This window comes from Naumannella huperziae (assembly GCF_054073625.1).
In genome coordinates, this window is record NZ_JBSXPH010000001.1 from 1,151,240 (window position 1) to 1,174,888 (window position 23,649).

A 23,649-nucleotide genomic window follows, 5' to 3' on the forward strand; every position below is an offset into this window, starting at 1 on the left:
AGCCGCGCCTTCCTTAGGATGCGTGACTGTAGTTAGGCATGTGTGACAGTCAGTTTCTCTGGGGGTCAGTGACCATGGAGCACAACCCACATCCACGTGAGATCGAGGACGCCGCCCGTTTTCGCGCCTACCTGCTTGGCACGCCGCGGCTGTATGCCGACGGGGACCCGGTGCCACCGGGTCGAATCGCTAGGCGCCGGGCTTGGGAGATCCTGGTTTGGTTCCTGCTCAATCCTGGCAAGCCGGCGATGGCCGAGGCGTTGGCTGATCAGTTGTGGCCCGACGACCATCCCGAGCGGGTGGCGAGCTCGTTCCACGTGAGCCTGCACGCTCTGCGGCGAGCGCTCGAACCGGGTCTGGGTCGCCGCGAGGAGTCGGCCTTCATCCGGCGACACTCAAACAGGATCTACAGCTTCGATCCCGCCGGGCAGTGGTGGACCGATGTGTCCGACCTTGAGCAGGTCCATCGGGCAGGACATGCCAGCGAACGGGCCGGGGACATGGCCTGCGCCCACTTCTACTATCGGCGCGTCGCCGGATATGTCGCACAGGGCACGCTCCTCGATGGTGAGGCCGGAGACTGGTTGACTCCCTATCGTCGCCGGTACCGACAGATGTGCCAGCAGTCGCTGACCCGTTTGATGATCTTGGAGGCACGTCAGGGATCGGAACACGACCTGCTCGAGTCGGCGTACCTCACGCTGAAGATCGACCGTTACAACCAACTCGCGACCACGGTGATCGTGGAGAGCAACCTTCGCGACGGGCGAGCCCCCGCGGCGGCCGAACGTCTGGCGAAGTACTGCCGGGCGCTGCGGGCCGATCTCGGTGTTGCGGTCCCGGACGAGATCGCCGAGCTAGCCCTGCGGGTTCAGGCGGCGTGACTCTTCCAGCTCGCGTAACGGGTCGTGAAGCCGGCGAGCATAGCTTCTGATCAAGGAGTCAGCGCGCTGCACTGACCGAGCATGCGAGGAGAGGGTAATGGGCACTAGAGTCCAAGAGCTGTTCGAATCTCTGGCGGGACGATTGAACCGGGAACAAGCGGCTCAGCTCGAGCGAACCATCCAATGGCGAATCACTGACGAGGACCCAGGCCTTTGGGCGTTCAAGATTGACAATGGGTCGGGACAACTGATCCCGGGCGGAGTCGACGGTCCTGACGCCACCTTCGTCACCGACAGCCAGACGTGGATCGGTGTCGCCGAAGGAAGTCTCGATCCGATGCGGCAGTTCATGTCGGGGAAGCTGAAGGTCGAGGGCGACATGATGCTGGCGCTCAAGGTGCCGAAGCTCTTCCCGGTCGGAGTTGATCACGATGACTGAGACTGACAATGTACGCGCCGAAGGCGAGCGAATGGACCACATTGCCCGGCTCACCGACCCGGCGACCTTCCGTCACCTGGAGGACGCGATCAAGGTCAGCGAGGGTTGGCGGTGCGCCGAGGTCGGTGCCGGCACCGGCACCGTGGCTCGATGGTTGTCCAACCGGGTCGGGCACTACGGTCTGGTCGAGGCGATCGACATCGAGACCGCACACCTCGAGCGGCTGAACGCCCCGAACTTGAGGGTGATCAAGCAAGACATCACCACATGTCCGCTCGAGGTCGGAGCATACGACCTCGTGCACGCCAAGATCTTGCTGATGCATCTTCCTGAGCGCGAGCGCGTTCTTCAGGAGCTCGCGAACGCACTGAAGCCGGGAGGGTACCTGCTGGTTGAGGAAGCCGACGTCCGCAGCATTCAGCGGGTCGAGCCGCCCGCGCCCACGCTGACCCGCGCGGCGGCCGCGCTGGAGACATTCTTCTACATGATGGGCGCCGATCCCGCGTACGCGATGTCCCTGCAGCCCGCGGTCCGAGACACTGGCCTGCAGGTCATGGGCACTGATTGTCAGCTCACTGCCGTACAGGCCGGAACAACCGCGATGCTGTCGGTGTCGCTGAGTCTTGCCAAGCTCGCCCCGATGATCGTCAAGGCGGGTCTCATGTCGGACGCCGAGGTTCAGCAGGCATTCGCCCTGATGGAACAACCGGGTCCGACCGTTCTCTACACGCCGACAATCGTCTCGGTCTGGGCCCAGCAGCTCCGCGGCTGACCGCACCCAACTGAAAGGAACGAACATGCTTCATGTAGTTATCGCGCATGACGGGACAGCTCCTGGAACCTTCGAGCGACGCATGAAAATCAGGCCTGAGCACATGGCGCAGGGTGAGAAGATGATGGAGGCAGGGCAATTCCTGTTCGGCGGGGCGATCATCGATGGCGCCGGCAAGCTGTCAGGCGGCGTACTGATCGTGGACTTCGACAGCCGTGAGGAGATCGATGAGTGGCTTCGTGAGGAGCCGTACATCGTCAACAAAGTCTGGGAGCGCGTCGAGGTGCACCCGTTCCTGGTACCCCCGCAGTTCTTGTCACTGCTCCCCAAGTACGCCGAGGCCTCGGTCTGAGCCCGCCGCGACAGGCGGCATGAGCAGAGTCCAATCCGACGGAGGAGCAGTGTCATGACCAAGTCCACTACCCACGCGTCCGATTTCAAAGGCCTTCCACCGGAGCTGTTTGGCTTCCTCGAAGGGTTGGAGGCCGACAACTCCAAGGCATACTTCGATGCCAATCGGAAGATCTACGACAACAGCGTGAAGGCCCCCGTCGATGCGCTCAAGGATGAACTGGAGCGGGACTTCGGCCCACTCAAGGTGTTCCGGATGAACCGCGACATCCGGTTCTCCAAGGACAAGTCGCCGTACAAGACCTGGGTCGGATTCACCACCACCGATAGGGCCGTTGGCGGTATCGGGTCGTTCTGGCAGGCGACTGCGGAGGGGATGAAGGTCGCAACCGGCGCGATGATGCTGGAGAGTGATCAACTTTCCCGTTACCGCGATGCATTGGTCAACGATGGTCCCGGAGGTGAGTTTGATCAGATCCGTGCGGACCTGGCGGCAGACGCGATGGAGGTAGGTCCGGGTGACATGCCGCAGTACAAGCGCGTGCCGGTGGGCTGTCCGAAGGATCATCCGAGGTCGGCCGAGTTGTTGTGGAAGGGCGCCATCGTGATCCAGTCGTACGATCGGGCACGTTGGATGCACACCGATGTGGTCGCCGACCGCGTCCGAGCCGTCTGGAGCAGTGCGCAGCCGTTACTTGATTGGTTTGAGCGGCACGTCGGCGACAGTGCCAAGCCGGCGCGCAAGAGATGACCCCGCTCCGGCACCTGGAGGTGGTCGACGCCAGGACGTGGGATGTGGAGCGGATGCTGAGCTGCTTGTCGGCGGATGAGCGCGCCGCCAGTTCTCGGATCGGGCTACGTTCGCACCGAAGCGGCTACCTCGGCGCGCATGTACGCCTGCGCCAGGTGCTCGCCGAAACGGTCCAGGCGCCGCCGGCCGCGCTCCGGTTCGCTCGGGCGCGGTGCCCGAGGTGTGGGGGAGGGCGTGGCCGGCCCCGACTCGATCTGCCCGGAGCGCCGGCAGTGCACTTCTCGATTTCACACAGTGATTGGCTGGCGGCGGGTTGCAGTCGCTGAGGTGCCGGTGGGAGTCGATGTCCAGGTGCTGCGTCCCGGCTTTCCGGGCGTGTTGAGCCAGTTGGATCCGCTCGAGCGCGCACAGATCGGGCCGTCACCCGAGCGGTTGGCTCGTTGCTGGACACGCAAGGAAGCAGTACTCAAGGCCGTCGGCGTAGGGATCGCGCACGGCATCCGGGAGCCGCACGTGGGTGCTGCCGAACGACCGCACCAACCACCTGGCTTCCGGGTCACCGATATCGAGGTGCCGGACGGGTTTTGCGGCGCGGTCGCGATCGCCACAACCGCTCCGGACGGACCGATCGGTGAGCGGAACAGTGACGGGTAGGGACAATCGGCATCGGCGGGTAGTCCGCCGGGAATGTGACCTGGTGGTGGTCGGCGCGGGCCCGGCCGGGCTGTACGCGACCTTCTACGCCGGGTTCCGCGGCCTGCGCGTCGTGGTGATCGACTCGCTGACTGAACTCGGGGGCCAGGTGTCCACGCTGTTCCCCGAGAAGGCCATCTTCGATGTCGCGGGATTCCCGGCGATCGTCGGCCGGGATCTGATCAGCCGCCTCCAAGAGCAGGCTGCCTCGGCTGGGGCGGTCTACCTTCTGGGTCGGACCGCGATCGGGCTGACCGATCGTGGAGAGCGCGGACTGCTGATCACCCTGGACGACGGTGCGGTAATCGCGGCGGGTGCGGTCCTCGTGTCGGCGGGTGTCGGGGGATTCCAGCCTCGTCAGCTTCCGGCCGCCGCGCCTTGGCTCGGGCGCGGGATGGAGTACTTCGTCCAGGACGCCGAGGTCTATCGGGACCTTGATGTGGTGATCACCGGGGGTGGCGACAGTGCGGTGGACTGGGCGCTGCACGTCGAACCGATCGCGAGGAGTGTCACGCTGGTGCACCGCCGGTCCAGATTCCGTGCGCACGAGTCGAGTATCGATCGACTGCTCAGATCCAGCGTCCAGGTGCTGACCAACGCGCAGGTGAGCCAGGTGCTCGGGGTTGAGTGGATCGATTCGGTCGAGATCAGCGAGGCATCCGGGGGCAGTCATCGTCGGCCGGCCCAAGCGCTGGTGTGTGCACTCGGGTTCGTTGCCGATCTTGGCCCATTGGCTGGTTGGGGTATGGAGATCGCGAACCGCCGGATCCTGGTGGACTCGACCATGCGGACAAGTCTGGAGCGGGTGTTTGCCGTCGGCGACGTGTCGGACTACCGGGGAAAGGTGCGGCTCATCTCGGTCGGATTCGGTGAGGCCGCGATCGCGGTGAACCACATTGCCGCGCTGCTGCGAGCAGACGCTGAGGTCTCACCAGGGCACTCCTCAGATCGCCCGGCGCCTGTTACCGCCGGGTAGAATGTCTGGACCGCACGGCCGACATGAGCTATCTTGAGTGAAGAGCGTTCACTTTAGTGTCGAATCGTAAAGCGAAGGGACGGCAGTGCGCTTGACCAGCGACGGACAACGGATGACGAGGCGAGACCGCAGGCGCCTCGAAACATACGACGAGATAGTCACCGTGGCCAGAGATCTCCTCAAGCGTGGTGACGAGGCATCCGTGCGAGCTATCGCGACCGAGATGGGAATGACCCCATCGGCTCTATACCGCTATGTGGAGAGTGTCGCCGATCTGCACGCCCTGATCGCTCGCAGCGTCTACGAGGACGTCATCCAGACGATGTCCGAAGCCGCGTCACCGCACGAGGGTGACCCCTCAGCCCAGCTAGCCGCGTCGGCAACTGCCTTCCGTGAGTGGGGCCTGCGCAATGTGGCCGAGTTCAAGTTGATCTTTGCTGGCCTGTTGTCCGGGCAGTCCGACATGGGGGGGCCGAGTCAGGAGCAGTCCAGCATCGCGCAGGACGGATCCGACCAGTTCGCGGCGTACTTCGCCGGGATCTTCATGGCCCTGGTGGCGTCGGGTCTGATCCGGGTGCCCGACCTCAGCAACGTCGATGACTCGATGCACGAGTTCGTGGCGAGCAGGAAACGATCTACAGACCAGGAAATGATCACCAGTCTCGGTACCGACGGCCCTGCGGTGATGTGGCTGTTCCAGCTTGCTTGGGCGCGACTCTACGGCGTGGTGATCCTCGAGGTGTTCGGGCTGGTCGAGCGATCGATGATCGAGTCGGGAGCCCTGTTCATGGTGCTGATGCGCGAGACGTTTGAGAGTCTCGGGCTGCCTGATGACTGGAATCGGCTTCGTGACGTCAGCCGCGCTGTGGCCGACCGTCGGGAGCAGTCCTGATCGGGGCTCCGGATCGGAGTTGATGCTCCAGACGTAGCAAGTCGTCCGAGGGCCGAATTCGCATGTCGTCGGTCAGCCTGGCGCGAAACTCGAGCAGACTCTGGATCGCCGCGATCCGGTTGCCGCCCAATGCATGCGCAACCGCCACCGCCTCGGCAGCCGACTCGTCATATGGGTCCTGGTCGAGGAGCGCGAGGCCGCCGGCCAGCGCCTGCGGCAGCCGCTGGGTTGTCAGGTAGAGATTGAGCAGGGTCAGCCTGGCCTCGTGGCACGCGGATTCGTGGGCCGCTCGGGTCTCCGCGAACGCATCGTCGTAGATGTCCTCGGGCAGGAACACCATGGCGTCCATCTGGGCGAGCGTCTCAAGCTGATGGATCGCGTTGTCAACGTCACCGCGGCTTCGAGTCTGTCGGGCCTTGATGATCAACAATCTTGCTTGCCAGTAGTCCACTTGCCATCGTTCTGCAGGGTCGAATCGATAGCCTGAATCGGTATTGTGGATGAATGTCGAGGGACGCCCTTCGCGGTCGGGTTCGAGGTAGTCCCTCAGATAGTGCAGGGTCCGGTTCAGTCGGTTGCGTGGATTGCTTCTGCCGGGAGCGATGACCTCGGCGAGCTCCTCGGGGGAGAAGCGTACGCCGGGGTGTATCAGAAACCACTTCAACAGCGTCCGAGCGGCAGTCAGGCCGGGCGCCGCGCCGGCAGTGCCGAGCGGACGATCACCTCGCAGCACAGTGAACGGGCCGAACAGGCGAGCACTGTACGACCTGTCATCCGAGACCCCCACGCGCACCCCCACTTGCCAGGAAAGTCGATGAGGGAGTCAACTTAGCGCGGGCGGGGGGCAGCCCCCCGCGGCCCGATACTCGGCAGCTTGCAGCGCAAGTAAGAGACGCTGAAGTCGAGCTGGCCAGAGTGGAGGCACTCAAGGGGAGGTGCCCATGGCCGCTTCAAGTGATCACAAGATCATCGGCTTGTCGCCGGAGCAACGTCGCGCCCTGCTACGACAACTGCGCGAGAAGTCCAGGGGCGGTGAGCACGGCGTCAGCAACAACACCGTCGATGCTGGCGCCCACCCACGGGTCTCGTCGACTGCTGGCACCTTCGATGTCGCCGTACTCGGCGGGGGAGTTGCCGGGTTGACCTTCGCACTGCAGCTCAAGCAGAGCAGCCCGGCCATCGCTGTCGCTGTGGTGGAGCGGTCCGCGCACCCGGTGCCCGAGGCTGCGCACAAGGTGGGCGAATCGACCGTCGAGATTGCTGCGCACTATCTACGAGACGTGCTGGGACTGGCCGAGCACCTGGAGCAGGACCAGATCCGCAAGTTCGGGCTGCGGATGTTCTTCGGCCACGACAACAACACCGACATCGCCGCGCGTCGCGAGCTCGGTGGGTCCGTGTTCCCGCTCCTGGCCACCTATCAGCTCGACCGTGGCCGACTCGAGAACGAGCTGGCGCGACGGTGCTCCGCCGCCGGGATCGAGATGATCAACGGCCGTGTACGGGAGGTCGAGGTCGGTGCCGAGGGGAACGACCATCTCGTCGAAGTCGCAGGCCGAGACAACCCACTTCGCGCTCGCTGGATGGTGGATGCGACCGGAAGAGCGCGCGTCCTTCGCCGTAGGCTCGGACACGAGTCGGTCCGCAATGGCCATCACGCCAATGCCGCTTGGTTCCGCGTCGACCACCCGATCGATGTGACCACCTGGAGCGAGGATCCGGAGTGGCGCAAACGGATCCGGAACGGCGACCGGTCAAAGTCCACCGTGCACCTGATGGGCGAGGGGTACTGGGTCTGGCTGATCCGCCTTCCCACCGGGGCCACCAGCGTCGGAATCGTCGCTTCGGCCGATCAGCATGACTTCAGCGACATCAACAGCTTCGGCAAGGCGTTGGCCTGGCTGACCGAGCATGAGCCACAGTGTGCGGCGATCATCGAGCGTCACCGGGACCAGGTGCTCGACTTCCGCGTGATGCGTGACTACTCATATGCGTGCAAACAGGTCTTCTCGGGCAGCGAGCGCTGGGCTATCACGGGCGAGGCCGGGATCTTCCTCGATCCCCTGTACTCGCCCGGGCTGGATCAGGTCGCCATCGGGAACAGCCTAGCCTGCGACCTGGTGACCAAGTCGTTGGCGGGTGCCGACGTGACGGCATTGGCTGCCGCGCACAACAAGCTCTACCTGGCCATTGCCGACATCTGGCTCGGCATCTATCGGGGCCAGTACGGGCTGCTGGGCAATGCATCCGTGATGACGTCGAAGGTCATCTGGGACACGGCCTTCTACTGGGCGGTGTTCGGATTCCTGTTCTTTCACGGCAGGTTCCTCAATGTGGGCACGAACGCCGGCCTGATCCGCGATCTCGAGCAACTGGCGGTCCTGAGCAACCGGGTGCAACAGCTGTTCGGCGAGTGGGCCGCGATCGAATCCGGGGAGGCATCCAGTGACTTCGTCGATCTGTACTCGCCGTTGAACTTCATGGTGAACCTGCATCACGCGATGGCGGAGGACTGCGGCTCTGACATCGCCCGGCGCCTGTCGGAGAATCGGGCGATTCTCGAGCAGCTTGCGGGCCAGCTCGTCGAGTCGATCATTCGGGAACGGGCCGAAGATACGTCTGACGCCACCGTCGCGGCTCTGCAGAAGTGGCAGCGTGACCCGGTGATTGCGTCGCTCAGGAGGACCTATCGGTCCCGTCGTGCCGCCGCGCCAACATCACCGGGATGGATTCGTACGTCGCGATGTGCCGAAGTGAAAGGAGCCCTTCATGAAGTCGGCGCAGCATGATCAACAAGCAGGGACACGGGGGCAGCACGACGCAGAAGTTGATGTTCTGATCATCGGCGGGGGCATTGCCGGTCTCACCTTGGCAATCCAGCTCCTCCGGGCGCGGCCGACGTTGGATGTCATGATCGCCGAGCGGCTACCACATCCCGTCGCGGAGGCGGCACACAAGGTGGGCGAGTCCAGTGTCGAGATGCAGGCCCACTATCTGCGAACCGTGCTCGGGCTCCAGGAGCATCTCGACGGCGAACAGTTGCACAAGTTCGGCCTGCGGATGTTCATCACCCACGGGGACAACACCGATATCGCGCGGCGAGTCGAGTACGGCCAGATCACGCACGCCCCGCTGCCGGCGTACCAGATCGACCGTGGGCGGCTGGAGAACTACCTCGCGAAGAAGGCAGCAGATCTGGGGGCAATCTTCCTCAGCGGACGCCAGGTCCGTGACATCCAGCTACGGCCGGAGGCGGAGCGGCACCATGCAACGATCCAGGGCGAGTCTCACCTGGTGGAGGTCAGCCCGCGGTGGATCGTAGATGCCTCGGGTCGCGCCTCGGTTCTGAAGCGCAAGCTCGGACTTCAGCGCCCGGTCAGCCACCAGATGAACGCCAGTTGGCTGCGCATCGACACCGAGATCGATGTCGAGACCTGGTCCGACGATCCGGATTGGCGCCGACGGGTGCCATGCGGGCTGCGGCGCCTGTCGACGAATCATCTGATGGGCCACGGCTACTGGGTATGGCTGATTCCGTTGTCGTCCGGGGCCACCAGCATCGGCATCGTTGCAGATCCGCGAATACACCCCCACTCCGGGTTCAACACCCTGGAGAAGGCGCTCGGCTGGTTGGCTGATCACGAGCCGCAGTGTGCGGAAGCGATCCGCCATGACCTGGGCCGCGTTCTCGACTTCCGGGTGATGGCGAACTACGCCTACAGCGCCCAGCAGGTCTATTCGGCCGATCGGTGGTGCCTGACCGGTGAGGCCGGCGTCTCCATCGACCCGCTCTACTCCTCCGGCGGGGACCTGATGGGAATCAGCAACGGACTGGTCACAGACCTGATCATCAACGCTCTCGATGGCGGCCAGGACCGTGCCCTGATCCACAACCAGGTGTACCTGTTGCTCAGCCAGATCTGGTTGGTCGCCTACGAAGATCAGTATCCGGTCCTGGGAAATGCCCGGGTGATTGTCGCGAAGGTGATCTGGGACACCATCATCTACTGGGCCGTTCCCGGACTGCTGTACTTTCACGACCGCCTGAGATACCTGTCCGAGGATCTCGAGTCGCTGGCCGCCCTCTACCGGACCTGGGAAGTACACACGCGCATTCAGCAGTTCTTCCGCGAGTGGAACGCCGTCGATTCGGCGACCGCCTGCAACGTGTTTGCCGATCCCTACTCGCTGATGGACATCCTGATCGATCTGCACACGGGGATGGACGCAGGCTTGCCGCCGGCGGAACTGGCCGCGCAGGTGGCCAAGAACGTGGCGCTGCTCGAGCAACTCGCCGGTCAGTTGTTCGCCGTCGTCTCGGCGAGGCTCGAAGCTTCTCCCAGCGCCGAGGCGCGAACGCAGGCGAGAGCCTGGCGTACCGAGACCATGTCGGCGGAGCTGATCAAGAAGTATCGCAAGCTCAACGAGGCCAATCCGATCGATCCGTCGTGGATATCGCTCGGAACCCGGGCCGAGACGGCAGCCGAGGCGGGATGATGGACGCGACCGCCACTCGAGAGCAGCCGGTGCAGGTGGACTCGAAGAACGTAGATGTGGCGATCCTCGGCGGAGGAATCGCGGGGCTGACCCTTGCGTTACAACTACGTAGGGCCTGCCCGGATCTCTCCATCCTGGTGGCCGAGAAGGTCAGGCACCCGGTTCGCGAGGCCGCACACAAGGTCGGGGAGTCCACCGTCGAGATCGCGGCCCACTATCTCCGTGATGTGATCGGGCTGGCGGAGCCACTGCAGCGTGATCACCTGAACAAGTTCGGGCTCAGGGTGTTCTTCAGCGCCGGCGACAATCGGGACATCGCACAGCGCCGCGAGCTGGGCCACGCGGTGGCGCCGCCGCAGCGTGTGGGAACGTTCCAGATCGATCGGGGTCGCCTTGAGAACACGTTGACCGACATCGTCTCGGAGCTTCCGGATGTGACACTGCTGGACGCGACACAGGTGGTCGACGTCGGCATCAACGGCGAGTCCGACCACGCCGTGACGCTGCGGACGGAGGGCGTGGAGCGCAGCATCCAGGCACGCTGGATCGTCGACTCGACCGGGCGGGCCGCGTTCATCAAGCGCAAGCTTGGTCTGTCGGAGAAGGTGAAGCACCGGGCGAACGCCGTGTGGCTGCGAGTTGCCGCCGAGATCGACGTCGATGACTGGTCGGACACGCCGGAGTGGCACGCCCGGATCCGGGAAAGCCGGCGCCTGCTGTCCACCAACCACCTGATGGGTCGCGGGTACTGGGTCTGGATCATCCCGTTGGCGTCGGGCGCGACCAGCATCGGCATCGTCACCGATCCCGACCTGCACGACTTCTCGGCACTCAACAGTCTCGAGCGCGCGCTGGACTGGCTGGACACCCACGAACCACAGTGCGCCGCAGCCATTCGGTCCCGCATCGACGACGTGCTGGACTTCCGGGTCATGCGTGACTACGCATTCGGCGCATCGCAGGTGTTCTCCGCCGACCGCTGGTGCCTGACCGGTGACGCCGGCATCTTTCTCGATCCGCTCTATTCGCCGGGCATGGACCTGATCGCCATCAGCAACGGGCTGATCACCGATCTCGTCACCCGCGACCTGGCCGGCGAGGACATCGAGGAGAACTGCGCCATCCACAACGAGATGTTTAAGATCATCACCGACGGCTGGCTCGAGATCTACGCGGGGCAGTACCCGGCAATGGGCAACTCCCGCGTGATGATCGCGAAGATCGTCTGGGACACGGCCGCCTACTGGGCCGTGCCCGGACTGCTCTACTTCCACGACATGATCAGAAAGCTTGCCGATCAACCGCAGATAGTTACCGGGCTCGCGCGTTTCAGCGTGGCGAGTCGGGCGGTGCAGCAGTTCTTCCGGGAGTGGGCAGCGGTCGACGACCTTGACGGTGCGGCCGACCGGGACCAGGGCGATCCCTTCCTGAGCTTCTACGACTTCGAGTTCATGGCACCGCTGCACAGCGGAATGACCGCCGGGCACGTCGATGAGGATCTGTCCGACAAGTTCATCCAGAACGTGGAGTTGGTCGAGTTCTTGTCGGGTCAGCTCATCGCGACCGTGCTGGCCGAGTACGACTCGTCGCACGCGACGGCGGCGCAAACCAGACAGGCCGGGGCGTGGCGCGACTCGACGCTGCTGATGTCCCTGCTGGAGACCTACCACGGGCTGCAGGGGTCCCGCGCCCTCGGCGACGGCTGGATCACCGGTCGCAAGCCACGCCCGATTCGCGTACAGGGGGAGCGATGAGCGGCAATCGGCTACCGGAGGCAACCCCCGAGCAGGTCGCGAAGCTTGACCCGGGCAGTCGGCGACGTCTGCTCTGGAGACTTCGGCAGCGTAGCAACCCCGGGGCCTGGTTCCTGCCGGCGTCTGCGATCCGTCAGGAAGCCGAGGTGGACCTGTTCTGCTTTCCCTACGCAGGTTCGGGCGCATCCACATTTCACCGCTGGCAGCATCTCGACGGTGGCGACGGCCGGTTCCGGGTGCTGCCAGTACAGCTACCCGGGCGAGAGAACCGGCTCGCCGAGCCGCCGCATCGCCGCATGGCCGGCCTGGTGGACGATTTGGTCGGAGCACTCGTCACGGTGATGGACCGGCCGTTCGCGTTCTTCGGTCACTCGATGGGCGCCTTGATCGCCTACGAGGTTGCCTGTGCACTTCGATCCCGAGGACTGCCGCAGCCGGCGTACCTCATGCTGAGCGCCTTCCGTGCCCCGCACCTGCCCTCGACGAACATCAGGATCTACCACCTCCCAGACGAGGTGCTGAAGATCGTTCTGGCGAAGGACGGCATGGCGCCGGACGTGCTATCCAACGACGCGTTGATGAGCGCGCTGCTCCCGACGCTGCGGGCAGACCTGGAGCTGTGCGACACCTATGAATACATGCATCGGGCACCCCTGGACGTCCCGATCGCGGTCTTCGGCGGCGAGCGCGACGTGCGAGTCGGTCGCAACGATCTAATTGGTTGGCGGGAGCACACCACTGCGGGCTTCGACCTGACCGTATTTCCCGGCGACCACCTCTATCTGCACCCCGCGGCTCGGGTTCTCGTTCTCGAGATCCGGCGACGACTGAGCCCACTGTTCCAGCCTGACTCGTCGATCAACGGAGGTGACGTGGCATGACCATCAACAACCCCATCGCCAACCCCCAGGACTCGCCGCCGCAGGACGGCCGGGTGGCGATCATCGGTATCGGGTGCCACTTCCCGGGCGGAGTCACCGACCCAAGAGCCTTCTGGAAGCTCCTGAGCTCGGCGCAGGACGCCACCCGCGACATTCCTGAAGATCGGTGGGAGGTCAAGAAGTTCCACGACGCCGACCGCACCAAGATCGGCAAGACCCATGTCAGTCGCGGTGGGTTCCTGACGCGCGTCGACGAGTTCGACGCGCAGTTCTTCGGAATCTCACCACGAGAGGCGATCTGGCTCGATCCGCAGCAACGCCTCCTGTTGCGGGTCGCCTTCGAATCGCTCGAAGACGCCGGCCTGGACCTCAACCGACTCGCGGGCACTGACGTGGGCGTCTTCATGGGAGGTTTCACGCTGGACTACCAACTGCTGCAGAACTACGGCGTTCAGAGTCGCTACGAGCTGCAGGCCCATTCCGCCACCGGAATGATGATGACGATGCTGTCGAACCGAATCTCACACGCGTTCGACTTCACCGGTCCCAGTATGTCCGTCGACACCGCCTGCTCGAGTTCACTGGTCGCCGTCCATCTTGCCGCGCAGGCGATCCTGCGAGGCGAATGTCACCTGGCCCTCGCGGGTGGGGTCAACGTGATGCTCGCCCCCAACATGACCATCGCCGAATCCAAAGGGGGATTCCTCAGCCCGGACGGCCGCTGCAAGGCCTTCGACTCGGCAGCCGACGGCTATGGCCGCGCAGAAGGGGCCGGTGTCGTTGTTCTCAAGCCTCTGGCCCAGGCGCAGGCCGACAATGACCCGATCTACGCCGTCGTGCTGGGCACGGCGGTCTCGCAGGACGGCCGGACCGACGGCATCACAGTGCCCAACGGCGCCGCTCAGCAGCAGGCCATCCGGGCTGCCCAGGCCGTGGCCGGAATCCAGCCGGCACAGGTGCAGTACGTCGAGGCACACGGCACCGGCACACCGGTCGGGGATCCGATCGAGGCGACGGCGATCGGCTCGGTGCTCGCCGAGGGGCGCCAGGATGACCAACCGATCGTGATCGGCTCGGTCAAGACGAACATCGGTCATTTGGAGGCTGCGGCCGGCGTCGCTGGCCTGATCAAGACATCACTTGCCCTGAAACACAGGAAGATCCCACCGCATCTGCACCTGCACAACCCCAACCCCGCGGTGCCCTTCGAGCGGTTCAACCTTCTGGTGCCGACGGAGGAGCTGGCGTGGCCGCGACCCGAGAGCGGGCCACGGATCGCCGGGGTGAACTCCTTCGGGTTCGGGGGTACGAACGCCCACGTCGTGCTCTGCGAGGCACCCCCGAGCGCGGCCCCGACAGCGGCCGCGCCCGGAGACGACGGGGCGCCGACCGTAATCCCGATCTCGGCGCGGACCCCGCAGGCCCTCGCCGAGCTCGGCCACCTGATGGCGCAGCGGGTCGCGGGCGTCGACGAGGCGACGCTGCGCGGCATCGGTCGCGCGGCTGCGCTTCGGCGTACGCATCATGATCATCGCGCGGCCGTGGTGGCACGTGCTGGCGCAGAGGCCGCCGAGCGGTTCGGTTCGCTCGCGGCGGGTCGCGCGGCCGACGGCCTGGTTACCGGCACGGTTGCCGCGAAGGAGCCGAGGGTAGCCTTCGTATGCACGGGTATGGGGCCCCAGTGGTGGGGGATGGGACGCCAGCTGTTTCACAGCGAACCTGTCTTCCGGGCGGCCGTCGAGCGCTGCTCCGACGAGCTGGCCAAGCACACCGGGTGGTCACTCGTGCAGGAGCTGCTTGCCGCCGAGGACGCGTCGCGGATGGGCGAGACCGAGGTCGCGCAACCGGCGAACTTCGCCGTCCAGGTGGGACTCGCGGAACTGTGGAAGAGCCACGGGATCGAACCGGACGCGGTGGTCGGCCATTCCACCGGTGAACTGGCGGCTCAGTACCTCTCCGGCGTATTGAGCTTCGAGGAGGCCGTTCGGGTCGCCTACCATCGCAGCAGGCTGCAGCAGCGAGCGACCGGCACCGGACGGATGCTGGCGGTGGGTCTGTCGCCCGAGACGTTGGAGAAGGCAGTTAGTGAGGCCGGCCCCGGGGTGTCGGTCGCGGCGGTCAACAGCCCGTCCGCGGTGACCATGGCCGGCGATGCGGCGGCTCTCGAGAAGATGGCCGCGCAACTCGAGACGTTTGGTGTCTTCCACAAGTTCCTGCAGGTCAAGGTGCCTTACCACAGCCACCTGATGGAGCCGATCCGCGACGAACTCGTCGCTGCACTGGGTGAACTGGCGACCGCGTCGGCGACGATCCCGTTGTACTCCACGGTCACCGGTACTAGAATCGACGGCGCCGCTGTCGACGCCCGGTACTGGTGGCAGAACGTGCGGGCCACAGTGCTGTTCGCCGCAGCCTTCGCCGAGATGGTCGACGACGGGTACACCCACTTCGTCGAACTCGGTCCCCACTCGGTCCTGGCCGGCTCCATGCGTGAGGTGCTGAGCGAGCAGGCGACGGAGGGCGTACTGCTCTCGTCGATGCGTCGGGGTGCCGATGACCAGACGACCTTCTACTCTGCGCTGGCTGCGCTGCACTGCGTCGGCCACCAGATCTCCTGGGGGGCTTCGGGTCCGGGAGCCGGCGCCTTGGTGGACCTGCCCCGATATCCGTGGCAGATGAGCAGCTATTGGAACGAGTCGAAAGAGGCCGCCGAGGACCGGCACTACAAACCGGTTCACCCGCTGCTGGGGCAACGCCTGAATGCGCCGCATCCGACCTGGGAGGTCGAAGTCGGGCCAGAATGGTTGCCCGGCGTCACCGACCATCGCATCCAGAACAGTTCCCTTGTGCCTGGCGCGGCGCTGGTCGAGATGATCAACGCCGCCGCCGCCGACACATACCTGGACGGTCGTTACTCGGTGCACGATCTTCGGCTGTTGCACGCCATCAGCTTGGATGCCACCAACGACCCACGGCTGCGGACCACGCTGCGGACAGACGATGCGACGATCGAGATTGCCGGATTCCGAGCCCTGCCGGGTGGCGATCGCACCTGGACCGTACACGCCGCCGCTCGAATCAAGCGCGCCACGATCAATCCCGGGGCAGAGCCGATCGCCGGGCCCGAGCTTCGTGACGGCAGGCACCTCGGTGGCACAGAGTTCTACACTGCGCTCGAGGTGTCGGGATTCCAGTACGGACCCACGTTTCGAACCATCGCCGAGATCGATGATCATGATGACACGATCACCGCGTCGGTGAGCGCGCCGGACACTGTGGCCAATCAGCTCGGGGATTATCGATTCCATCCCGTGTTGCTGGACGCGGCTCTCCAGATGCCCCTGGTCCGCGCGCTCGGCAGATCGGATGAACCCGGCAAGGCGTTCCTGCCCGTCGAGATCCGATCAGTCACCATTCACGGTCGACCGACCGCCACCATGCAGGCCACCGCGAAGGTCATCTCCGCCGGCGACCACGAAGTCACCTGCGACGTCTCGCTGCACGATGGCGAAGGAGTCCTGCTGGCCGAGATCACCGGCTACACCGCTCGGTCGCTGGACTCGGCATTCGGGGGGTCGCCGGAGCGTGTGAATCAGGCGCTCTACCAACTCGAGTGGGAGGCGGTGGCGCCCCCGCTCGACCAGCCGCCAGAGGCGGCGAGCTGGGACGGCAGGACATTTGCGGTCTTCGCCGACGAGCGCGGCGTCGGCGACGCGCTGGCCGAGCAACTGACTGTCGCCGGTAAGTCGGTGATCAAGGTCTCCCCCGCCTCGCGGCCCAGCTTGTGGGTCGGCGACGACGGAACCATCGAGCTGAACCCGGCCGACCCGGGTCAGTACCTGGCGCTGGCCCAGTACCTGGTGGAGCGAGATGTTGATCACCTGATTCACCTGTGGGCGACGAACACGACGATAGATCCGAGTGCCGGCGGGGCGAAGACGCTGGACCAGCAGGTGCTTGCCTCGGCGTCGGTATTCGAGCTTGCTCGGGCAATGGTCAGCGTGGCGCCGGATCCGAGATGGCGACTCTGGCTGGTCAGCCGTCACGGGCAGGCGGTGTTCGACACGGAAACCCCATCGCCCACCCAGGCCGCCATCTGGGGAACCGGACGCGTGCTCGGCCACCAGGAATTGCCGTCGGCGTGGGGAGGATTGATCGATATCGACGGGGCCGACGTTGCCACCGACGTTGGGGACATAGTCACCGCGGCAGTGTCCGGCATCGACGATCACAACGCTTTCCGGAGCGGAATCCACTACACGGCCCGATTGGACAAGGTGCCTCGCGAGGGCGTGCCGTTCCCGGTCGAGCTCAGCGCAGAGGCGAGCTATCTGGTAACCGGCGGGCTGGGGGCGCTCGGCCTTGTGGTCGCCCGCCGACTGGCCGACAGCGGCGCGCGCCAGATCATTCTGATGAGCCGAACCGCGCTGCCCGATCGGCAGGACTGGGACGAACTTGACGCCGACCACCCGCTGGCCGCGGCCGTGCACCGCGTCCGAACTCTCGAGGACGAGACGGGGTGTCGGGTGGAGCTCGCCGCGGTCGATGTCGCCGACGAGGATGCCCTGCGTACCTGGATGATCAGTCGTTCCGGGGCTCCGATCGAAGGTGTCGTGCACACCGCCGGAGTGGTTGACGACGCCTTGATCCAGCAGATGACGACCGAGCAGTTCGAGCGAGTGCTTCGGCCCAAGATCAGCGGGACGTGGAACCTGCACCGGATCTTCTCCACCGAGCGGCTCCGGTTCTTCACGATGTTTTCCTCGACGGGCGCGGTCATCGCCTCGCCGGGACAGGCCAACTACGCTGCCGGCAACGCGTTCATCGACGCGCTGGCGCAACTGCGCCGGGCGCAGGGATTGCCGGCGGTGAGCATCGGCTGGGGACCGTGGTCGATCGGCATGGTGGAGGACCTGAAGCTGGCAGCGCTGTACCGCCGCCTCGGTATCGAGTTGATCACCCCGGAAACGGGTGCCGCGGTCCTGACCCGCTATCTCATCGACCCTGACCGGTCGCACGTCGTGGTGATCTCCGCCGACTGGGGCGCGGCGCGCAAAGCGTCGCCGACCGGCGAGCTGGCACCGCTCTTCCGACGGCTGAGCGGCGATGTGGACGACGATCGGGTCGACTCCTTGGTGGCTCAGGTGTTGGAAGCGCCGGCAGACGAGCGGCTCGATCTCGTAACCGATGTGTTGCGCGAGGTCGTCGCGTCGGTGCTCGCTCTCGATCCCACCGCGATCACCACCACGGAATCGCTGAACGCGTTCGGGTTGGACTCGATGATGGCCCTCGAGGTACGCAACCGGCTGCACGCCGTGCTGGAGGTCGATCTGCCCGTACTAGATCTGTTGCACGGTGCCACCATCTGCGACCTCGCCGACCGACTCGCCCGCCAGGTCGGGGCCGGGTCGGGAGACGCCCACGACGCCGTGCCGGTCCCGGGTGACGAGCTCGATGACGAGCTCGATGACGAGGAGATCACCGCAGAGCTCGAACGCCTGCTGGCCCAGGTGTCCGACGACGAGATCACACACCTGCTCGTCGATCTCGAACCGCGTCCGGCCTCACCCGGCGCCAGACCGCAGATGGATATCGTCACGGAGGACAGGACGTGAGAAGCATCGTTCGGAAGCTGAAACGCCGCATGATTGGCGTATCCGACGTCGAGGCGACCGGATTCAGTCGGGGAGACGGCGCGAAATGGCAGCACCTCAAGAGGGCGGTACGCACCGCGGTCGCGGGCTATCACCTGGTTCTCGACGACAGCCGGCCGGCCACGCTGGTGGCTCGCCTCGACGAGGTGGACCTCGCCTGGCGTGGTTATGCCTACGAGGGCGCGGCCATGGGGCTGACTGGTCTGGATTGCTTCGTGCCGACGCGGGACCGCTTCGGAGAGTACGTCGAAGGGCCCGCGCGGCAGCACGCCTATATGGCGCATATCGGTGCGGGGGAGGCCCTGGCTCGACTACGACGACGCCCGGAACCATTCCTGAACAGGCTCTCGCATCCGGTGCTGCGATGGCTGGTGATGGACGGTTACGGATTCCACGAAGGGTTCTTCCGGCCCGACCGTCACATCATTGCCCAACAGGTGCCCGGCCACCTCAGCCCGAATGCCCGACGCATCTTTGACCAGGGGATCGGTCGGTCGGTGTGGTTCATCGCCGGTGCCGACGTCGACGACATCAGTTCGATTCTCCGGGTGTTCCCGGCCCACCGCCGTGCCGATCTTTGGCTCGGCGTCGGCGTCGGGTGCGGGTACGTCGGCGGCATCAGTGCCGACGAGGTCCGCCGGCTCCAGCGACACAGCGGTGAGCACTGCCGCCAGCTCGCGGTCGGTGCTGCATTCGTGGCGAAGGGCCGTATCCAGGCGGGGAACCTGACACCGGATACCGCGATGTCGGCCGAGATCTTGTGCCGACGCTCGGCTCACGACGCCGCAGTCTTGGTCGACGACGGATTCGCGGCAGTGGAAGGCGCTAGGTCGACGTTTGCCTATGGCGAACTGCAGCAGACGCTGGCCGGCTGGATTCTCCCGGACACGGTGGGCGCGAACGGAGAGCACCATGGCTAGCCTGGGCGTGATCCTCTCCCCGCTCTACCGGGTGTCGCCTCGGCACCTACCCTCCGCCACGCAGCAGAACCAGCAGCGCCTGACGCATGTCGTCGACGTCGTGACGGCGTGCTGCCAGCTTGCCCTGGCGGCCCCGAGCCTGACCCGGTTGTGCCGTGCCCTCGACCGGTATCCGAGCGAACTGCGAGGTTTCGCCTACGAAGGGGCAGGGGTGGGGCTCGCGGCGCTCGACACGCTACTGCCCTGGCGTGAGCGTACGCGACGGTTCGTGAACGAGTTCGCCCACGCGTACAAGTACGCCGTGTACCTGGGTGCGGGCATGGGGCTCGCACGGATCGGTCGGTTTCCCGATCGCTTCATCCGGCGCCTCAGGGACGACGTGTTCGGCTGGGTGGTGTGGGACGGCTACGGCTTCCACGAAGGGCTGTTCTCCTACCGCCGGCATGTTCAGGAACGACGAGTGCCGACCGGCGTCAGTGGATTCGCACTATCCGTGTTTGATCAAGGACTCGGCCGAGCAATCTGGTTCGGTACCGGTGCCACCAGCGACATCGTCGCAGCGACGATCGACGCATTTCCCGAACCGCGTCGCGGCGACCTGTGGGCGGGCATCGGCCTCGCCAGCTCCTACACGGGCGGCGCCGGCGTGACCGATATCGCGCGGCTTCTCGAATTCGCCGGTCCCCATGCCGACCGACTCGCGGAAGGATCCGCCGTCGCCGCCAAGAACCGCCATGATCCGGCGAATGTCGGCGAACACAACGAGCGCGCCGTGGCGCTGCTCTGCGGCGCGCCGAGCAGCACGATCAGCCGCATGGCCAATGACGCGCTGAGCGACCTTCCCAGCGACGGGCCAGAGCCCGCGTATGCGCACTGGCGCGAACGCCTCCGCCACACCACAGAGAAGCGAGCCTGACATGAGCGGCGACACGGTCTTTTTCGAGTTCGGCCTGGCACTGGCAGTGATCCTCCTTGCCTGTGCGGCATTCGGCAGCCTGGCCAAGTACGTGGGTCAACCGCGTGTGGTCGGCGAGATGATCGCCGGGGTGGCTCTCGGCCCATCGCTGTTCGGCCGGTTCTTTCCCGACATCCAACAGCAGATCTTCCCCGATGATCTGATGCCCACCCTGTACGTACTGAGCCAGCTCGGCCTGGTCATGTACATGTTCACCATCGGCCTGGAGTTCGACATCGGCCTGCTGAAGAAGAAGGCCAAGGCCGGACTCTCGGTGTCGATCGCCGGACTGGCGACCCCGATGGTGCTCGGGTCGATCCTGGCGATCCCTCTGGTCGCCCAGAGCGGGCAGTACTTCACGGCCGACGTGATCCTCCCGGTGGCGATGTTCGTCCTCGGTGCGGGGCTGGCGACGACCGCCTTCCCCATGTTGGCGAGGATCATTCAGGAACGCGGGATCGGCGGCACCCCGCTGGGTACCCTGGCGTTGTCCGCGGGCGCGGCAGATGACGCCGTTGCCTGGATCTTCCTCGCCGTGGTTCTGGCGTTGGTCGGCGGGAACGGCGTACTGGCTGTCGCCGCCGTTGCCGGAGGTCTCGTCTATGTCGTCGTGATGTTGACTATCGGGCGGCGCCTGCTGAACGCGGTCGTCCGGCGGGTCCCCAATGTCAACGACGCGATGCTCATCTGTGTGCTTGTCCTGATCGTCGCGGCCGCGCTCTACACGAACACGGTCGGGATCCACTCCATCTTCGGTGGGTTCGTCCTCGGCGCTGTGATGCCCCGGGCGTCCGGGTTCAACGAGCAACTGCGGACCAAGGTCCAGCCGGCCGTCAAGGCACTCCTGCTCCCGCTCTTCTTCGTCTACTCGGGACTCAATACCGAACTCGGCCTGGTGAACACGCCGACGCTGTGGCTGGTCGCCGCGGCGATCGTCATCGTCGCGGTCCTGGCGAAGGGAGTCGCGTGCTACACCGCGGCGCGTGCGCATCGGGTCGATCGCCGCGAGTCCCTGGCCATCGGAAGCTTGATGAACGCTCGAGGATTGATGGAGTTGATCTTGTTGAACATAGTCCTCAGTGCCGGCCTCATCACGCCGACCTTGTTCACGATGCTGGTCCTGATGGCGATCTTGACCACACTGATGGCGACCCCGTTGTTCAACCTCGCCTACGGGAGGTTCCTCCCCGCTGTGGTGGACCGACAGCCGTCCGACGCCGCAGTCGCGGCTGACCCCACGAGAGCGCGGAGGAGCGGTGATGAAGCTCAAGCTGTCCATACTCGCTAAGGCGACGCTGGGTCTTGCGGCGGAGAAGTTTCCCGAGCTGGCAGCTCAGCGGGTCGGCTCACATCCCGATATGGACCAGACCTGGGCCTCGTTCGAGCCTGTTGCGAGGACCCTCGTGGACAGCTTCTACCTTTCGTTGGACCTGGCAGATCACGACCAGCTCGCGGCAGCCATGGACCGCCAGCCCGCGGAGGTGCGGGGCATCGCCTACGAAGGAGCCGGGATGGGCCTGATGCTCCGAGATCGGCTGTTTCCCTGGCGCTCGGACCTATCGCGGTTCAGCTACGGTCCCGGGTTGCCCTACCGGTGTCTGATCCACATCGGCGCCGGACTGGTGCTGGCACGTCTCCCCGGCGACCCGATGAAGTTCATCGATGCCCAGGACCCCTTGATGCGGTACTTCGTCGCCGACGGGTACGGCTTCTTCGACGGCTTCTTTCGATGGGCAGATGCAGTCACTCGGCACTTCCGGCCGCGACAACTCACCGGCTACGCCGCGAATGCCTACGACCAAGGCGTCGGGCGGTCCCTGTGGTTTTCCTGCGGGGCGCACGTCGGACGCATCCGCGACACCCTGAGCGGATTCCCGGCATCGCGGCAACCCGATCTGTGGAGTGGTGTCGGACTGGCCTGCGCCTACGCCGCCGGCGTCCTGGATCGAGACGCAATCCAGGAGTTGGTCGATGCTGCCGGTCCGTGGGCCGCCCAGATGGCCACCGGGGTGGCCGTGGCCGCGGTGTTCCGCGCTCAGAGCGGGTTGTCGGCTGCGCCGCACACCGACCTCGCCAGTGAGGTGTTGTGGTGGGCCGACGCTCGACAGGTGGCCGCCCGGACGGCGGCCCTGCTCCCGATGATCGCTGCGTCGCCGGCGGCGCCCGATGCCGGGACCTACCCGCGGTGGCGCGAGGCAGTCGCGCTGCAGTGGCAACAGTCGATCGTGGCCGGTACCGGCCCGGGAAGGAACAGATCATGACAGTGAGCGGCCAGATCCGGCGACGCCTGTTCGGGGTCTCCTCGGCCCGATCGGTTTTCGAACGCGACGGGTTCTCACCACTCGCCTGGACCAGATTCGGTGCCATTGCCGAGACCCTCGTCGACGGTTACCACGCGGCCCTGCACGATCCGCTGCCCGAGGACCTCGAGGCGCGGCTGGCCAGCGCACCGATCGAGCTTCGCGGGATTGCCTGGGAAGGCGCAGGGATGGGGCTAGCGGCGCTGGACGTCATGACGCCGGCGGCGCAGCGAGTCAGACGATTCGTACGCGGGGTGGCGAGCAACCACCGCTACCCCTTCTATGTCGGCGTCGGTCTCGCGTACGCCCGGCTGCGGCAGCCGCCGGAGAGGCGCCTGGCATCGCTCGACCCGGTGCTGGGCTGGGTCACTGCCGACGGCTACGGATTCCACGAGGCGTTCTTCCGACGCCGGCCGTACCCGCCGTATGTCCGCGTTCCCGCCGATTTGACCAGCTACTCGCGACGGATGTTCGACCAGGGCGTCGGCCGAGCGTTGTGGTTCTCCCTGGGCGGGGATGCTGACCTTGTCGGCTTCCAACTGCGCGGGTTCGAGCCTTCCCGGCACCAGGCGCTGTGGGCGGGGATCGGACTGGCCTCATCCTATTGCGGCGGCAGCCAGGACGACCTGTGGAAGTTGACCATGCGCGGCGCGGAGTTCAGAACCCAACTCGCCGTAGGCGCGGCAATCGCGGCGTGGGGTAGGGCGGTCGCCGCCAGCCCCGCGGCCCACACCGAGACGGCCTGCCGGATCTTCTGCGGCCGGTCGGCGGCCGCAGCGGCCGAGATCGCGGAGCGGGCCCGCGCCGACGTCTCGTACCTGACCGCTCGCCCCGCGATGGCGGAATGGCGACATCGAATCGCCGCCGGACTCGCGGAATCCGCTGTCGAGCGGCGAACCCCGTTCCTGGTTGGCGCGGGCAACTGAGGAA

At 65.6% G+C, this 23,649-nt stretch carries 18 protein-coding genes and 1 pseudogene; 18 read left to right on the forward strand and 1 reads right to left on the reverse strand.

Going from position 1 to position 23,649, the window contains the following annotated elements:
- Positions 1-68 precede the first annotated feature (68 nt).
- From ACXDC7_RS05475 to ACXDC7_RS05510, 8 genes are all read left to right on the forward strand, one after another.
- Entirely contained in the window at positions 69-884 is an 816-nt protein-coding gene (locus ACXDC7_RS05475) for an AfsR/SARP family transcriptional regulator (RefSeq protein ID WP_179444467.1), read from the forward strand.
- Between the two features lie 97 nt (positions 885-981).
- On the forward strand, positions 982-1,323 hold the full coding sequence (locus tag ACXDC7_RS05480) for an SCP2 sterol-binding domain-containing protein (RefSeq protein WP_179444466.1): 342 nt from the start codon (positions 982-984) through the stop codon (positions 1,321-1,323).
- Positions 1,316-2,095, forward strand: a complete 780-nt coding sequence (locus ACXDC7_RS05485; protein WP_459221478.1) for a class I SAM-dependent methyltransferase — start codon at positions 1,316-1,318, stop codon at positions 2,093-2,095. The genes ACXDC7_RS05480 and ACXDC7_RS05485 overlap by 8 nt, the downstream gene beginning before the upstream one ends.
- 25 nt (positions 2,096-2,120) lie before the next feature.
- Positions 2,121-2,447, forward strand: coding sequence for a YciI family protein (locus ACXDC7_RS05490; RefSeq protein WP_179444464.1), 327 nt, complete (start codon positions 2,121-2,123; stop codon positions 2,445-2,447).
- Between the two features lie 54 nt (positions 2,448-2,501).
- Positions 2,502-3,197 (forward strand): DUF2461 domain-containing protein, encoded by a 696-nt coding sequence (locus tag ACXDC7_RS05495; protein WP_179444463.1) that lies wholly within the window; start codon positions 2,502-2,504, stop codon positions 3,195-3,197.
- Positions 3,198-3,431: 234 nt separating this feature from the next.
- On the forward strand, positions 3,432-3,851 hold the full coding sequence (locus ACXDC7_RS05500) for a 4'-phosphopantetheinyl transferase family protein (RefSeq protein ID WP_459221479.1): 420 nt from the start codon (positions 3,432-3,434) through the stop codon (positions 3,849-3,851).
- Between the two features lie 43 nt (positions 3,852-3,894).
- Complete coding sequence (locus ACXDC7_RS05505; protein WP_343045859.1) at positions 3,895-4,866, forward strand: NAD(P)/FAD-dependent oxidoreductase; 972 nt, start codon at positions 3,895-3,897, stop codon at positions 4,864-4,866.
- A 112-nt stretch (positions 4,867-4,978) separates the two neighbouring features.
- Complete coding sequence (locus ACXDC7_RS05510) at positions 4,979-5,758, forward strand: TetR/AcrR family transcriptional regulator (protein ID WP_459221480.1); 780 nt, start codon at positions 4,979-4,981, stop codon at positions 5,756-5,758.
- Here ACXDC7_RS05510 and ACXDC7_RS05515 read toward each other — a convergent pair.
- Positions 5,721-6,545 (reverse strand): BTAD domain-containing putative transcriptional regulator, encoded by an 825-nt coding sequence (locus ACXDC7_RS05515; protein ID WP_179444460.1) that lies wholly within the window; start codon positions 6,543-6,545, stop codon positions 5,721-5,723. The two genes, ACXDC7_RS05510 and ACXDC7_RS05515, sit on opposite strands and share 38 nt — an antisense overlap.
- Before the next feature lie 154 nt (positions 6,546-6,699).
- On the opposite strand from ACXDC7_RS05515, the gene ACXDC7_RS05520 reads away from it, so the two are divergent.
- From ACXDC7_RS05520 to ACXDC7_RS05565, 10 genes and pseudogenes are all read left to right on the forward strand, one after another.
- Positions 6,700-8,547, forward strand: coding sequence for an NAD(P)/FAD-dependent oxidoreductase (locus ACXDC7_RS05520; RefSeq protein WP_459221481.1), 1,848 nt, complete (start codon positions 6,700-6,702; stop codon positions 8,545-8,547).
- Positions 8,528-10,255, forward strand: coding sequence for an NAD(P)/FAD-dependent oxidoreductase (locus tag ACXDC7_RS05525; RefSeq protein ID WP_459221482.1), 1,728 nt, complete (start codon positions 8,528-8,530; stop codon positions 10,253-10,255). Before ACXDC7_RS05520 ends, ACXDC7_RS05525 begins: the two co-directional genes overlap by 20 nt.
- Positions 10,255-12,009 carry an NAD(P)/FAD-dependent oxidoreductase gene (locus ACXDC7_RS05530; protein WP_218843713.1) on the forward strand — a complete coding sequence of 585 codons (1,755 nt, stop codon included), beginning with the start codon at positions 10,255-10,257 and terminating at the stop codon, positions 12,007-12,009. The genes ACXDC7_RS05525 and ACXDC7_RS05530 overlap by 1 nt, the downstream gene beginning before the upstream one ends.
- Positions 12,006-12,890, forward strand: a complete 885-nt coding sequence (locus ACXDC7_RS05535) for a thioesterase II family protein (RefSeq protein WP_179444457.1) — start codon at positions 12,006-12,008, stop codon at positions 12,888-12,890. Before ACXDC7_RS05530 ends, ACXDC7_RS05535 begins: the two co-directional genes overlap by 4 nt.
- Positions 12,887-18,505 carry a type I polyketide synthase gene (locus ACXDC7_RS05540; protein WP_459221483.1) on the forward strand — a complete coding sequence of 1,873 codons (5,619 nt, stop codon included), beginning with the start codon at positions 12,887-12,889 and terminating at the stop codon, positions 18,503-18,505. Before ACXDC7_RS05535 ends, ACXDC7_RS05540 begins: the two co-directional genes overlap by 4 nt.
- Entirely contained in the window at positions 18,502-19,464 is a 963-nt protein-coding gene (locus ACXDC7_RS05545; protein WP_459221484.1) for a DUF1702 family protein, read from the forward strand. The genes ACXDC7_RS05540 and ACXDC7_RS05545 overlap by 4 nt, the downstream gene beginning before the upstream one ends.
- Positions 19,457-20,299 (forward strand): annotated as a pseudogene (locus ACXDC7_RS05550) (DUF1702 family protein); the annotation flags it as partial. The gene ACXDC7_RS05545 and the pseudogene ACXDC7_RS05550, both read left to right, overlap by 8 nt.
- An 82-nt stretch (positions 20,300-20,381) precedes the next feature.
- Positions 20,382-21,707, forward strand: a complete 1,326-nt coding sequence (locus ACXDC7_RS05555; protein WP_179444453.1) for a cation:proton antiporter — start codon at positions 20,382-20,384, stop codon at positions 21,705-21,707.
- Complete coding sequence (locus ACXDC7_RS05560) at positions 21,679-22,680, forward strand: DUF1702 family protein (RefSeq protein WP_179444452.1); 1,002 nt, start codon at positions 21,679-21,681, stop codon at positions 22,678-22,680. Before ACXDC7_RS05555 ends, ACXDC7_RS05560 begins: the two co-directional genes overlap by 29 nt.
- Entirely contained in the window at positions 22,677-23,645 is a 969-nt protein-coding gene (locus ACXDC7_RS05565) for a DUF1702 family protein (RefSeq protein ID WP_179444451.1), read from the forward strand. The genes ACXDC7_RS05560 and ACXDC7_RS05565 overlap by 4 nt, the downstream gene beginning before the upstream one ends.
- Positions 23,646-23,649: the final 4 nt, after the last annotated feature.